The 13,863-nt window shown below is 69.4% G+C and carries 15 protein-coding genes; 7 read left to right on the forward strand and 8 right to left on the reverse strand.

Annotation, left to right across the window (positions count from 1 at the left end; all coding sequences use genetic code 11):
* Positions 1-4: 4 nt before the first annotated feature.
* From ACIA6A_RS10740 to ACIA6A_RS10770, 7 genes are all read left to right on the forward strand, one after another.
* Positions 5-1,186, forward strand: coding sequence for a chemotaxis response regulator protein-glutamate methylesterase (locus ACIA6A_RS10740; RefSeq protein WP_396097278.1), 1,182 nt, complete (start codon positions 5-7; stop codon positions 1,184-1,186).
* Positions 1,183-2,028 carry a CheR family methyltransferase gene (locus ACIA6A_RS10745; RefSeq protein WP_396097279.1) on the forward strand — a complete coding sequence of 282 codons (846 nt, stop codon included), beginning with the start codon at positions 1,183-1,185 and terminating at the stop codon, positions 2,026-2,028. The genes ACIA6A_RS10740 and ACIA6A_RS10745 overlap by 4 nt, the downstream gene beginning before the upstream one ends.
* A 15-nt stretch (positions 2,029-2,043) precedes the next feature.
* Positions 2,044-2,421, forward strand: a complete 378-nt coding sequence (locus ACIA6A_RS10750; protein WP_396097280.1) for a response regulator — start codon at positions 2,044-2,046, stop codon at positions 2,419-2,421.
* A complete protein-coding gene (locus ACIA6A_RS10755) occupies positions 2,418-2,897 on the forward strand; it encodes a chemotaxis protein CheX (RefSeq protein WP_396097281.1) in 480 nt (159 codons plus the stop codon). The genes ACIA6A_RS10750 and ACIA6A_RS10755 overlap by 4 nt, the downstream gene beginning before the upstream one ends.
* Positions 2,894-3,256, forward strand: coding sequence for a response regulator (locus ACIA6A_RS10760; RefSeq protein WP_396097282.1), 363 nt, complete (start codon positions 2,894-2,896; stop codon positions 3,254-3,256). The genes ACIA6A_RS10755 and ACIA6A_RS10760 overlap by 4 nt, the downstream gene beginning before the upstream one ends.
* Positions 3,257-3,263: 7 nt before the next feature.
* Entirely contained in the window at positions 3,264-3,749 is a 486-nt protein-coding gene (locus tag ACIA6A_RS10765; protein ID WP_396097283.1) for a hypothetical protein, read from the forward strand.
* A gap of 233 nt (positions 3,750-3,982) precedes the next feature.
* Positions 3,983-5,593 (forward strand): integrase, encoded by a 1,611-nt coding sequence (locus ACIA6A_RS10770; protein WP_396097284.1) that lies wholly within the window; start codon positions 3,983-3,985, stop codon positions 5,591-5,593.
* A gap of 14 nt (positions 5,594-5,607) precedes the next feature.
* Here ACIA6A_RS10770 and ACIA6A_RS10775 read toward each other — a convergent pair whose 3' ends face one another.
* The 8 genes from ACIA6A_RS10775 to fliO form a co-directional block, all read right to left on the reverse strand.
* On the reverse strand, positions 5,608-6,660 hold the full coding sequence (locus ACIA6A_RS10775; protein WP_396097285.1) for a sulfotransferase family protein: 1,053 nt from the start codon (positions 6,658-6,660) through the stop codon (positions 5,608-5,610).
* A gap of 43 nt (positions 6,661-6,703) precedes the next feature.
* Positions 6,704-6,940, reverse strand: a complete 237-nt coding sequence (locus tag ACIA6A_RS10780) for a hypothetical protein (RefSeq protein WP_396097286.1) — start codon at positions 6,938-6,940, stop codon at positions 6,704-6,706.
* A gap of 3 nt (positions 6,941-6,943) precedes the next feature.
* Positions 6,944-8,590 (reverse strand): hypothetical protein, encoded by a 1,647-nt coding sequence (locus ACIA6A_RS10785; RefSeq protein ID WP_396097287.1) that lies wholly within the window; start codon positions 8,588-8,590, stop codon positions 6,944-6,946.
* On the reverse strand, positions 8,580-10,622 hold the full coding sequence (flhA, locus tag ACIA6A_RS10790) for a flagellar biosynthesis protein FlhA (protein ID WP_396097288.1): 2,043 nt from the start codon (positions 10,620-10,622) through the stop codon (positions 8,580-8,582). Before flhA ends, ACIA6A_RS10785 begins: the two co-directional genes overlap by 11 nt.
* A 69-nt stretch (positions 10,623-10,691) precedes the next feature.
* Positions 10,692-11,783, reverse strand: coding sequence for a flagellar biosynthesis protein FlhB (locus ACIA6A_RS10795; protein WP_396097289.1), 1,092 nt, complete (start codon positions 11,781-11,783; stop codon positions 10,692-10,694).
* Positions 11,784-11,786: 3 nt separating this feature from the next.
* Positions 11,787-12,554: a flagellar biosynthetic protein FliR gene (gene fliR / locus ACIA6A_RS10800; protein ID WP_396097290.1), complete on the reverse strand. Its 768-nt coding sequence runs from the start codon at positions 12,552-12,554 to the stop codon at positions 11,787-11,789.
* The gene (gene fliP / locus ACIA6A_RS10805) at positions 12,551-13,429 is read right to left on the reverse strand and encodes a flagellar type III secretion system pore protein FliP (RefSeq protein WP_396097291.1); all 879 of its coding nucleotides are present in this window, start codon (positions 13,427-13,429) and stop codon (positions 12,551-12,553) included. The genes fliR and fliP overlap by 4 nt, the downstream gene beginning before the upstream one ends.
* Complete coding sequence (gene fliO / locus ACIA6A_RS10810; RefSeq protein WP_396097292.1) at positions 13,407-13,862, reverse strand: flagellar biosynthetic protein FliO; 456 nt, start codon at positions 13,860-13,862, stop codon at positions 13,407-13,409. The genes fliP and fliO overlap by 23 nt, the downstream gene beginning before the upstream one ends.
* Position 13,863: the final 1 nt, after the last annotated feature.

Genomic DNA, 13,863 nt, shown 5'->3' on the forward strand with positions numbered 1-13,863 from the left:
AGCGGTGATCAAGGTTCTCGTCGTCGACGACTCCGTGGTCGTGCGGCGGCTCATCGTGGACTCTCTCGGCGGCACCCCGGACATCGAGGTGGTCGGGACCGCCGCGAACGGCCTGCTGGCCCAGGCGAAGATCGACTCGCTCATGCCGGACGTCGTCACGATGGACATCGAGATGCCGCAGATGAACGGCATCGAAGCGGTCCGGGAGCTGCGCAAGCGGCACCCACGACTGCCGGTGATCATGTTCAGCACGCTGTCGGCCGCCGGAGCGAGCGCCACGCTGGAGGCGCTGTCCGCCGGTGCCACCGACTACGTGACGAAGCCGAGCAACGTCGGCTCGGTGGCGCAGTCCATCGCGGCGGTGCGCGAGCAGCTCGTACCGAAGATCCATGCGCTGGCGGGCCGCCGGCTCTCCGCACCGCGCCGGCCCGGGGCACCCCCGCCGCCGACCCGGCCCGGAGTGGCCCCACCGCCCGGCACCCGGCCCGGCATCGGTGCCCGGCCCGGGATCCAGCCGCCGGCCGGTCGTCCCGGAGCACCCGTCGCGCCGGTCCGCCCGATCCGTCGCGGCCCGCCCGGACGGGTGGACATCCTCGCGATCGGATCGTCGACCGGGGGACCGGACGCTCTGACCAAGGTGCTGCAGTCGCTGCCCACCGACCTGCCGGTGCCGGTCGTGGTGACCCAGCACATGCCCCCGGTCTTCACCCGGATGTTCGCCGAGCGCCTCGACCGCAGCACCCCGTTGCACGTGGTCGAAGCCGGCGACGGCATGGAACTGGCCCCGGGCACTGTCTATATCGCTCCCGGCGACAAGCACCTCGTGCTGCATCGCCGGGGAACCGCGACGCTGACCCAGCTCAGCGGAGCGCCGCCGGAGAACTCGTGCCGTCCGGCGGTCGACGTGATGTTCCGGTCGGTGTCGGCGCTCTTCGGGGCGTCGGTGCTGGCGACGGTGCTGACCGGCATGGGATACGACGGACGGAGTGGTGCGAAGGTGCTGCGTGACGCAGGGGCCGAGGTCCTGGCACAGGACGAGGCGAGCTCGGTGGTGTGGGGGATGCCGGGTGCCGTCGTGGGGGCGGGCCTCGCCGACGAGGTGCTGCCGCTCGACCGGATCGCCGCCGCTCTCATCCAGCGGCTGCAGGTCGGCCGCGCACCACGGGCGACGGCGGTGACCCGATGAGCCTTTCCCAGTCCGACTTCGAGTTCGTGTCCGCGATGGTCCGGCGCGAGGCGGCCATCGTGCTCGCGCCCGGCAAGGAATACCTGGTCGAGGCGCGGCTGATCCCGGTGGCCCGGACGGTGGGCGCGGCCAGCGTCGCTGAGTTCCTGGCCAACCTGCAGCGCAAGCCGAACTCGGCCGACCAGCGCCGGATCATCGACGCGCTGACCACGAACGAGACGTCGTGGTTCCGGGACCGGGAACCGTTCACCGCCTTGAACGAGGTGGTGCTGCCGGAACTCGTCAAGAGCCGGGCCAGTGCCCGCAGCCTGCGGTTCTGGTCCGCGGCGAGTTCCAGCGGGCAGGAGGCGTACAGCCTGGCCATCACATTGCAGGAGGCGCTGCCGGCCGGGTGGAACTACGAGATCATGGGCAGCGACATCTCCACCGAGATGGTCAAGCGGGCCGAGGCCGCCGAGTACAGCCAGGTCGAGGTCAACCGGGGTCTCCCGGCGGCCCAGCTGGTGCAGTACTTCGAGCGGGCCGGCGCGCACTGGCGAATCGCCCCGCACCTGCGGCGCAACGTGTCCTTCAAGCACATGAACCTCACCGCGCCGCTGCCGGCGATGGCGCCGTTCGACGTGATCTTCCTGCGCAACGTGCTCATCTACTTCGACGTGGCGACGAAGAAATCGGTGCTGCGAAACGTCGCCCGGCTGCTACGCCCGGACGGCTGGCTCTTCCTCGGCGCCGCCGAGACGACGATCGGGATCGATGACAACTACGAACGGGTGTCGGCGGGCAGGACCTCCGCATACCGGGTCCGAAGCGCGGTGCCAGCCGGTGCCGTCAGGAAGGGGTGAGCTGCGGTGCGCGCCATGGTGATCGACGATTCGCGGGCGATGCGGATGATTTTGAAGCGCATCGTCGCGAAGCTCAATTTCGAGGCGGTCGAGGCAGGTGACGGCCAGGAGGCCCTCGACCTGCTCGGCGGGATGACCGAGGTGCCGGAACTGGCCCTCATCGACTGGAACATGCCCAACATGAACGGGCTCGAGTTCGTGACCAAGGTCCGTGCGGAGCCGCGGCTGCGGGAGATGACGCTGGTCATGGTGACCACCGAGAGCGAACAGAGTCAGATCGTCCGGGCGCTCGCCGCGGGCGCCCACGAATACGTGATCAAGCCCTTCACCGAGGGAGCGATGATCGAGAAGCTGGCCCTGCTGGGCCTGGTACCGACCGGAGCGAATTCATGAGCGTCGAAACCGTGGTCACCGAGGACGATCTCGCCGAGATGGTGGAACAGGTCTGGGCTTCGTACCTCGACCCCGAGGGCGTCAGCCCGCTGATCCCCACCGGCGACGACAAACAGGGCACGGAGGTGCACTCCACGGTGTCCATCACCGGCACCTGGCACGGGCATCTCGTCTACGCCTCCTCCATGCTGGCCGCCCGCAAGGCCGCCGCGGCGTTCCTCGCGATGGAGGTCGACGAGGTCGGCCAGGAGGACATCTCCGACGTCCTCGGCGAGCTCGCGAACATCGTCGGCGGCAACGTCAAGGCGATGCTGCCGGCCGGCTGCTTCCTGTCCCTGCCCACGGTCGTGCTGGCCCCGGAGACGGCGTCGTACTACCCGGCGGCGGAGCGGATCAGCGGCCTCTGGGGCACCTGGGACGGCGAGGCCATTTCCATTTCCATGTGGCAGAGCGTGAAGCGGGAAGAGGCGGCATGAAGATTCTGATCGCGGACGACAGCCGGGTCATGCGGCAGATCGTCACCCGTACGTTGCGGCAGGCCGGGTTCGACGGCCATGACCTGGTCGAGGCCGCCGACGGCAAGGAAGCCGCGGAGAAGGCCGCCTCGGAGAAGCCCGACCTGGTCATCTCGGACTGGAACATGCCCGAGATGACCGGCATCGAGGTCCTGCGCAAACTGCGCGCCGAGGGCAACCAGGTCAAGTTCGGCTTCGTCACCTCGGAGTGCACCGAGGAGATGAAGAATGCCGCGGAGAGCGCCGGGTCGGCGTTCTTCATCGTCAAGCCGTTCACAGCTGAGCAATTCGAAGAGGCGTTCTCTCCTATTCTGGGATGATATAGCTATGTCTGACACCTCGGTTCTTCCCGTTGCCCTCACCGTCCGTAACCTCTTTGAGGACCTCCTCGGCCGGGACGTCACCGTCGCCCCGGGCGATCCCATGACCGCGGCGGACCTGCCCACCGGCGTGTTCGCCATCTACACGGATACGTCCCAGCAGCTCTACGCGGTGGCGGGCATGCAGCTCTCCCTCGCGGCCAACGCGGGAGCAGCCCTCGGTCTCCTCCCCGCGGGAGCGGCCGAGGACAGCATCGAGGAGAAGAAACTCTTCCCCAACCTCGCCGAGAACGTCTTCGAGCTCTGCAACGTCATGACCAGCCTGCTCAACCGCCAGGGCGCCCCACACGTGAAGCTGTACCAGGTGATCACCCCCGGCATGGACCTGCCGAACGACGCCCGGGCCCACCTGCTGGCCCTGGGCAAACGCCTGGACCTGACCATCGAGGTGGCCCGGTACGGCAAGGGAAAGTTCTCACTGTCGCTCGCATGAGCGGCCACGCTACGAGGGCCGGTCCGGCAGTTGCCGGGGCCGGCCTTTTCGTGTGCCCCGGTCGGCGTTCGGCCATCGACTACCGGGCATGGCATACTTGCTCCATGCCTAGATGTCATGCAGCGCTGTCGAGGCGATGGTCAGAGAAAAAGAAAGATGGGTCGCAGCCTCTGCGAGGCGGCTCCCCATCTTCAGTCGTCGAGCGCTTGGCTCTGGAAAAAGCGTAGCACTCCATGACCGACCCATCCAAAGCTCTGAACGGTCCGCTCACCGACCCGTATCCCGCCCATGTCGCGGCCCGGTTGCTGGACTTCTTCGCCGACACCACGCCCTGGCCGCGCCGGTTGTGGGACGTCAGCAGCCTGCTGGCGTTGAGCGAAGCGTATGAGGCGGGGGACTGGCAGCGGCAGAACGTCCTCTCCGCCGGCGCGGTCTCGTGGTACCTGCACGCCTTGGAACGGATGCTCGGTCCTGACCAGGGTCTGGGGGACGGCAAGATGCGCAAGGAACTGACACAGCTCTTACGTTCCGGTCTTGCGCCGGACAGTCAGCAGCGGCGACGGTTGCGGCAAGTGCTTCCGCTGGCCAATGCCGGCTACTTGTCGCGGTGGACGAAAGCAGTGGATGGCCGGAACCCACCGTCCGCGGAGCGATTGGCCCGGGCGGTCGCCAGTCACCTGCTGGATCGTGGATGGAGTTCGGGCAAGCTGCACCGGTGGGTTCATGGTGCGGTGCGGCTGCCGGGCATCACTCTGCGGGACCTGCTTGAGCAAGCTGTCCACTTCGCGGAGAGCGAGGACCGGGACTTCGAGGTCATGGTGCCGCTCTTGATGGTGCCGGACAAGCAGTCGGCCGAACGTTCGCCCGACTGGCTGCCCGCTCCCGCGGTCTCCGCCTGGTTCCATGCCGAGGGATTCACCCCACGGCCGCGGCACAACGGGGCGTTCCTCTACCGCGTCAGAGCCAAGGACGCGGTGGCGGCGGCGCGGAGGGCTGGTGCCCTGGTGCTCCGGCTCGAAGCGCGTAGCTCCTTCGCTCGGAACGGGGGGAGACTGCTTCAACCGGTCGGAAGGGTATGGGTCGGCGGGTATCCGGAGCCGCTGCCGCTGCAATCCGCGCCCCGCGGGGCGGACGTGCTTTCGCTCCAACGCGAACGGACGTTGTACTCATTGACCGGTTCTGAACGGCTCGACGACGCTCTGGAACTGGCGGCGTCGATCAACGGCAGGCCACCGGCCCCGGCGGTCTCCGGCGGGTGGACGGCCGTCGAGTCGTTGATGTACCACCCGGGTGACAAGGCTGATCCCGACACCGGCCGGGCGGTGTCGGCTGACCGGCTGGCCGCGGTGGTGGCGTGCTCGTGGCCCCGTGCCGAACTCACGGCTCTGTCCTACAAGTACCGGCCGCGGCAGCCTGATGACCTGAGTTCCGCGTTGAAGCGGGCGTGTTCCAGTACCGAGCGCTGTGACGTCATGGCGTCGGCTCTGGCGACCGGAATGGCGCAGCTGACGGAGCTGAGCGACGTAGCGGCGGCCCAGCGCATGTCGCACCTTCTTGCGAGTCCGTTCAAGGAGCTCAGCGACGTCCACGATGTTCTCGCGGGGGCACTGCGCAGGCTCTATCGGCAGCGCAACATCGTCGCGCACGGTGGCACCACGGCCGCTGTGGCTCTGAACGCGACGCTCCGGACGGTGGCACCGTTGATCGGCGCGGGGCTGGACCGCCTTGTGCACGCCTCGGTGAGGTCAGGTCTCGAGCCGTTGGATCTGGCTGCCCGGGCGGAGAATTCCCTGGCTCTGGTGGGTGACCCACTCGGGCCGGCGGTGACGCGGCTGCTCAACTGACCGGTGGCCCCGGGTCATTGCTGGCCGGCGTCGACGCGGTGGTCCGGGCCGGGCTGGGGGGAGCGGGCCGGGATGGGCTGGGTCGGGAGGTGGGCGAGGTTGTTGTCGCGGCGCAGGCGGATTGCGGCCTTGCTGATGCTGCGGCGGGCCGGGAAGAGGCGCTGGGGGGCTGCGGTCAGGCCGTAGCGGACCAGTTCCGCCGCGGGTGGGCGGACCGCTCCCGAGAGTTCGTAACCGTTGGCGGTGAGGCGGCTGCCCAGGGCGGCTTCGCAGAGGGCGATCTCCTCGGTGGTCAGCCGGGTCTGCCAGCTTTTCACGCGCTGGGTGGTGACCGGGGTGTGCGTACGCGCGTGCCAGGTCTTGAACGACGGGACCGCGACGCCCGCGACCGCCGAGGGTTCCGCCATGGCCGGGTCGTACGTCTCGCCGAGGTATTCGCAGAGTTCGGTGAGACGGCCGTGCGGGTCCGTGACGAGGTCTTCGTAGCGCAGCTCGAACCACTGTGCGGTGCCCAGCCGGCGGGCGGCGCGGCGGCCGTCGTCGATTGCCCGGGCCCAGGCCGCGACCGTGGCGTAGATGTCCTTCCGGTGCCAGGACATCTCCTTCAGCGACGCTACGCAGTCCCGGCCGTCGCGGACGATGTTGATGAACTGGGCGTCCGGGAAGAGCCTGAGCAGCAGGTCGACGTTGTGCAGGTAGGCGGGGCGTTTGTCGCCCCAGCGGGGTTTGCCGAAGCGGGCCGCGTACCGCTGGAAGACCGTGCCCAGGACGGAGCCGAGCGTGCCTTCGGCTGCGGCGATCGCCTCGACCGTCTCCTCGGGGTCGAGGCCGAGGTCGCAGAAGCGGGTTTCCTCGCGGTCGACGATGCGCCGGGCCAGTGCGCGCCGGTTGCCGGCGATCCGCAGGTCGCCGAAGTCGCGACGTTCCCGGTACGCGGCGAGCACGAACCGGGTTTCCGGGGGGATCGCGATCCGGGGGTGGGCGTGCAGCATGAGCTGCAGCATCGTGGTGCCTGATCGGGGGCAGCCGACGACGATGATCGGGCGGTCAGCAGGGCAGTCGGTCACCCGGGGTACCCTATTGCCCGAATTGCCAAATATTAACGACTTGTCAAGGCGTGTCAGAAATAGAGGGATCTGGGGTGGGCTGCACACGGGTGCCCGGCTCCCCCGCCCGGCCGTAACCCGCGGTGACGAACCGCAGGCCGGCCAGGAGTATCGCGGCGATCGGGACGGCGATGAGGAACCGGATCAGCACCTCACCGATGTCCACCTCGTCGAGCACATAGCGATACAGCGCCGGCGCGCTGATCAGCAGCGCGAACAGCAGCACGGAGGGCCGGATCATCGCTCAGCCCCGGCGGGCCGGCCGGCGGGGCAGCGCGGCCATCGGCACCACGTCCGCGGCGATCCGGGCACACAGCATCGCCGCCCAGGAGTGCGGCGTCGCCGGCTTGCCGTCCAGCGACACGATCGGCAGTTCCAGCCCGAGCACGGTCGCCGGATCCGAGGTGATCTCCACGCTGTGCACCACCAGCGCCTCCACGTCGCCGAGCGCGCGCAGGTGCCGGGCGGTGTCCTTGGTCTTGCGGGTGGCGTCGACGACCGCCCAGACCGCGGTGGCCCCGATCGCCTCGCACATGTCGGTGACCCAGATCGGATCGGTGCGGCCCACCGTCGCGTCCACCACCACGATCCAGGCGTGGTCGGCGCTCTGCAGCTTCTCCGCCTTGGTCTTCGCGGTCTCCGGGTCGCCGAGGATCCGGGACGAGTGCATCCCGGTGCCGGCCGCGGTCGGCCCGCCCATCAGCAGGTGCGCCGGGTCGATGCCGGACTGCTCGCACAGCTTCTTGCCGATCGGCACCGCGTGGTCGAAGTCGCCGGCCAGGACCAGGATCTCGCCCGGCGCGTCCGGGACGCCCGGCGCCATGGGACGCGAGGCCAGCACGCTGAGCACCCCGGCGTACGTGTCGCCGCCGACGATCTCCGCGGCCATCTCCGGGGGCATGCCGACCTTGATCAGGTTCTGCTGCACGGTGTCGTAGTGCAGCGGTTGACCCATGCCGGGCGGGTACCCCGGGCCGGCCATCGGGGTCACCGTGACCGGCGCCCCGGGACTGCCCAGGCCCAGCCCGCCGAGCGTCTCGACCAGGCTGGCCGGTGCGGGCGAGGTCGGCGCGAGGCCGTAGGCGGCGGCGGGTGAGCGCGGCGGCGCGGGGTTCTGCGCGGCGCGGGTCGCGGCGGCGTTCGCCGGTGCCGCCGGGCCGTCGTTCACCCCGAAACCACCCATCAGTTCAGCGAGCGACGGTACGGGCGGCAGCGGCCGGACACTGCCCGCGGAGCCCCCGTTGACCGGGGAGCCGGTGGCCTGGGCGGGACGGAACGGTCGTACCGATGGCCCGTCATTGTGGTCCGGTTCCGCCGCGGGCGGTCTGGGCGCGGCCGCGGGCGAGGTCGGCCGGTTGTAGGCCTCGGCCCGGTCCAGGTTCGCCATGAGCTCGGCGAACGCGGACTGCGGGTCGGACAGCCCCCGGTTCGACGTGGGCGTTCCCGGCCCGGCGAGGTTCCCGCCGAGACCGGCCCCGGGGAGATTGCCCCCGAGCGCGGATCCGGCGAAGTCCCGTCCGCCCACCGCGGCCGCGGTGTCCTCCATCCCCGCGCCCCGGCCCATCGCCCGGTCGCTGCGGCCCAGGCCACGCGCGCCGAGCGCCGGTGCGCCCGCGGCGGGTCCGTCGGGGGCGATCTGGTCCCGGGACTCGGCGCGGGCCAGCAGCTGTTCCAGCGTCTGGGGCCCGTCGTCGGCCGGGGCCGGACGGCGTGGGGCGGCGGACTCGCTCTCGTCCGGGACCTCGACCGACAGTTCGTAGTGTTGCTTGGCGAAGAACCCGCCGAAGCCCCCGGACCGGACCTTGTCCGCCGAGATGATCCGTACCGAGGAGCCGTACTCGTCGCGCACCTGCGCCAGTAACGGCTCGATGGCCGGACCCTCAAGCAGCACCCGCGTAGGCACCGTTCACCACCCCCATGGTTTCGATCTGTGCGGTGGACCCAGAGATCTCTGAGTAGGACAGCACCTGCACGCGGCGTGAGCCGGCGCGCAGGAGACGCATGAGTGGCAGCCGCAGCTGCGGGGAGCAGGCCAGCACCGGGGTGATCCCGGACTGCTCGGCGGATTCCACGAGCCGGCCGGCCTCGCTGACGATCGCCTCGGCGCGCAGCCCGTCGATCGCCATGAAGGCGCCGGTCTCGCTGGGCCGCAGCGACTCGAGCAGGTTCTGCTCCAGCATCGGGTCGAGCGTGATGACGGTGAGCCGGCCGCCGGCCGCGTACTGGGCGGCGATGGCCGGGCCCAGCGCGCTGCGGGCCGCCTCGACCAGGCCGTCGTGGTCCTGGGAGACCTTGGCGCGCAGCGACAGCGCCTCGAAGATCCGGACCAGGTCGCGGACCGGTACGCCCTCGTCGAGCAGCGCCTGGAGCACCCGCTGGATCTGGCCGAGGCTGAGCAGCGTGGGCGTCAGTTCCTCGACCACGACGGGGTGGGTGCGCTTGACCATGTCGGTCAGCGACCGCACGTCCTCGCGCCCGAGCAGTCGGCTGGCGTTGGTCCGGACGATCTCGGCCAGGTGCGTGATGATCACCGAGGCCCGGTCGACGACCGTCGCGCCGGAGAGTTCCGCCTGGTAGTGCAGCTCGGCGGGAACCCATTTGCCGGCCAGTCCGAAGACGGGCTCGACGCCGGCCCGGCCGGGCAGTGCCTGCAGGCTGTCGCCGATCGCGAGCACCGTGCCGGGCGGGGCCTGGCCGCTGCCGGCGTCGACCCCGGAGATGCGGATCGCGTACGACGAGAGCGGCAGGTCCAGATCGTCACGGGTCCGTACGGGCGGCATGACGATGCCCAGCTCGAGGGCCATCTTGCGGCGCAGGGCGCGGACCCGGTCGAGCAGGTCGCCGCCGTTGGTGTCGACGAGGTCCACCAGGTCGGGGGAGAGCGCGAGTTCCAGCGGGTCGACGCGCATCTCGCCGAGCAGCTGCTCGGGGGAGTCGGGCGACGGTCGTTCCGGGGCGGGGACGGCCGCGGCCGCCTCCTCCGGGTCCGGGTCCTTGATCCGCTGGGCGATGAACAGCACGACCGCGCCGATGATGAGGAACGGCACCTTGGGCAGGCCCGGGATGACGCAGAGGCCGAGCGCGGCGCCACCGGCGATCCGCAGCGCGAGCTTGTTCTGGCCGAGCTGGGCGGTGACGCTGCTGCCCATGTCGCCGGAGGTGGCCGAGCGGGTGGTGATCAGACCGGTGGCGACCGACAGCAGCAGCGCGGGGATCTGCGACACCAGGCCGTCGCCGACGGTCAGCAGGCTGTACTGGTTCATCGCGTCCGACGGGGACATACCCTGCTGGAGCATGCCGACCGCGAACCCGCCGACCAGGTTGATGACGGTGATGATGATGGCCGCGATGGCGTCGCCCTTGACGAATTTGGACCCACCGTCCATGGCGCCGTAGAAGTCGGCCTCGGCCGCCACGTCGGCTCGCCGGATCTTGGCCTGGGTGTCGTCGATGAGCCCGGCGTTGAGGTCGGCGTCGATCGCCATCTGCTTGCCGGGCATGGCGTCGAGGGTGAAGCGGGCGCCGACCTCGGCGACCCGCTCGGCACCCTTGGTGACCACCACCATCTGCACGATGATCAGGATCATGAAGATGACCAGGCCGATGACCAGCGATCCGCCGACGACGAAGTCGCCGAACGCGTGGATCACCTTGCCGGCATCGCCGTCGCGCAGCACCAGCCGGGTCGCGCTGATGTTGAGCGCGAGCCGGAAGAGCGTCATGACCAGGAGCAGTGCCGGGAAGACCGAGAAGTCCAGCGGCCGCTGAACGAACATCGCGACCAGCAGGATCAGCAGGGCGCCGGTGATGTTGGTGGCGATCAGCAGGTCCAGCAGGAAGGTCGGCAGCGGCACGACCATCATGACGATGATGCCGATGACCCCGAAGGGCACGGCGAACTTGCCTAGGTTGCGACTCTTCACGGCCCCCCTTCCACCTGCCGATGGTCCCCCAGGAATGGCCGTGTTGTGAGTAAATCTCCCAGATAAGTACTATGCGGCCGCCGGGTGCGGGTTCGGGTTGCGGTGTACACCCGCCGCCGCACCGCGCGACTTCAGGCTCATCACGAATGCCAGGACCTTCGCTACCGCACCGAAGAACTCGGCGGGGATCTCCTGCCCCACCTCGACGCCCTTGTCGAGCGCCCGGGCCAGGGCGACGTCCTGGATCATCGGGATGCGGTTCTCCGAGGCGACCTCGCGGATCTTCTGCGCGATGGCGCCCTGGCCCTTGGCGATCACCTGGGGCGCGCCGTGCTCCGGGTCGTACCGCAGGGCCACCGCGACGTGGGTGGGGTTGATCAGCACCACGTCCGCGGTCGGGACGTCGGCCATCTGGCGGTTGCGGGCCATCGCCATCTGCTTGGCCCGGATGTGGCCCTTGAGGTGCGGATCGCCCTCGGTGTTCTTGTTCTCCTGTTTGACCTCCTCCTTCGACATCCGCAGCTGCTTGTTGGTGCGGCGGCGGACCACGAAGTAGTCGGCGGCGGCCATCACGATGCCGGCCACCGCGGCGGCCCGGATCAGCGAGATGGCGGAGTCGGTGACCACACCGAGCAGCGACCCGATCTGCAGCCGCCCGGCGGTCATCAGCACCGGCACGATGTCCTTCATGGTCGACCAGAGCACGGCGCCCAGCACGGTGGTCTTGATCAGCGCTTTCGTGCCCTCCCAGAGCGCCTGCGGGCCGAGCATCTTCTTGATGCCGGGCAGCGGGTTGAGCCTGCTGAACTTCGGGATGAACAGCTTCGTGGCGACCCGGATGCCGCCCTGGGCGCCGGCCGCCGCGACGCCGACCGCCATCATGGTCATCGCCAGCGGGAGAACCGCCCAGGCGGCGCTCCACAGGCCGTTCTTGAGGATGTCGAGCGCGACCGCCGGGTCCGGGTCCGCGATGACCCCGGGGATCTTGGTCATGATCTCGCGGGAGTGGCCCATGGCCGCCTCCAGCGTGCGCGGCAGCATGATGCTGGCGCCGAGCATCCCGAACCAGGCGCCGACGTCCTGGCTGCGGCCGATCTGGCCCTCCTGCTTGGCCTTCTTCAGTTTTTGCGCGGTGGGCTGTTCGGTCTTCTCGCCGGACACGGATCACCCCCCGCTGCTGAGGTGGATCACCGCGTTGACCGCCTGGTCGACGATGCCGTCGAGGACCCGGGGGAGGATCGCGATCGCGGTGCCGGCCAGCGTCAGCACCAGGAAGATCTTGGCCGGGAAGCCCAGCTGGAACGCGTTGAGCGCGGGCGCCACCCGGTTGAGCAGGCCGAACGCCACGTCGGTGAGGAACAGCACGGCGATCAGCGGCCCGGCGATCTGCAGCGCGGACACGAACATCTCGCCGACACCGTCGATGAGCAGCCGGTTGAACGTCGCCATGGAGAAGTTCGCGTCGAGCGGCAGCGTCTTGTACGACTCCATGAACCCGCGCAGGATCAGCAGGTGCCCCTCGGAGGCGAACAGCAGGGTCACCGCGGTGAGGTTGTAGAAGCGGCCGAAGATCGAGCTCTGGTTCTGCGACAGCGGGTCGTAGGCGGACGCCAGCGTGAAACCGCCGAACACGTCGATCAGGTCGCCGGCCGCCTGCACGGCGGCGAACAGCAGGTACGTGATGAAGCCGAGCGCCGCCCCGACGAAGATCTGCAGCACCGTGGCCGCGATGATCGCCGAGGTCTCGATGACCGGCACGGCCGATTGCAGGTACGGCGCCATCGGCAGCGCGATCCCGATCGAGAGCAGCACCTTCACCTGGCCCGGGATCAGCCGTGAGTTGAACGGTGGGCAGAACATGAGCCAGGCCCCGGCGCGCGCCGAGCCGAGGAAGATCGCGATCAGCTGCCCGATCGGGATGTCCGCGTTCATTTGTAGGAGCTCACGAGCGCCGTGATGATCAGCCCCCAACCGTTGACCAGCACGAACAACAGCAGCTTGAACGGCATGGCGACGGTCACCGGGGGCAGCATCATCATGCCGAGCGACATCAGCGACGCCGAGACGACCATGTCGATGATGAGGAACGGGATGAAGATGACGAACCCGATGATGAACGCGGCCCGCAGCTCGGAGAGCACGAACGCCGGGATCAGCGTGGTGAGCTCGACGTCATCGGCGTTGGCCGGCTGCTCCTGGCCGGAGACCTTGATCAGCAGCGCGATCTCGTCCCGGCGGGTGGTCTTGAGCATGAATTCCCGCAGTGGCTGGACGCCGGCCTCGAACGCCTGCGACTGGGTCTTCTCCCCGGCCAGGTAGGGCTGCACGCCCTGCTCGTTCACCTGGCTCAGCACCGGGCTCATGATGAACAGGCTGATGAACAGCGCCAGTCCGGCCAGCACCTGGTTGGGCGGCATGCTGGTGAGACCGAGCGCGTTGCGGCAGATCCCGAGGACCATGAACACCTTGGTGAAGCAGGTGCACAGCAGCAGCACCGCGGGCGCGACCGAGAGCAGCGTCAGGCCCAGCACGATCACGAGGGACGTGGCCGGTTTGCTGCCGTCGGGGTTCGTACCGTTGATGTTGAAGTTGATGGTGCCGCTCCCGCTGGGGGAGACCGTCGGCGCGGTCGGCGCGGTCGGACCCGGTGCCCGCGGCACGTGAACAGGCACGTAAGCGGGCACAGCGGCCGGGATCGGCTGCGGGGTCGCCAGCGCCGCGGTGGCGGGCAGCAGCAACCCGGCCAGGCCGAGCAGCAGGATGATCACCGTACGCCGCCACATCTCAGCGCCTCGTCGTCCGGTCACGCAGGAAGTTCAGCGTCGAGGTCCACACCCGCGGGGACAGCACCGATCCCTCCAGCCGGCCGCCGTGATGCGGTAGCACCGTCGGCTGGACCGCGGCGAGCACCTCGTCGGGCTCCATCGCGGTGTGCTCGCGCCGCTTGTGGCCGAAGTGCGGCAGGTGCGGCAGGTGCAGGTGCGACTCGTGCTCGAACGCGGCCAGCTCGGTCTCGCCCAGCAGGCTGACCTGGGCGTCGGTGACACCGAGGATCAGCGCCCGGTCGGCCACCTGCACCACCGCGATCGACGATCCCCGGCTCAGCGTCTGCCGGTTGAGCACGTGCAGGTTGCCCGACCCGTTGCCGACGCCTCCGCGCCGGACAACTCTCGCCAGTCCCCACATCAGGCCGAAGACGACCAGGAGGGAGAAGCCGATTCGCAGGGCCAGCTCGAACAAC

Origin of the sequence: Actinoplanes sp. NPDC051494 (assembly GCF_044454705.1) — a bacterium.
Classification (GTDB): domain Bacteria; phylum Actinomycetota; class Actinomycetes; order Mycobacteriales; family Micromonosporaceae; genus Actinoplanes.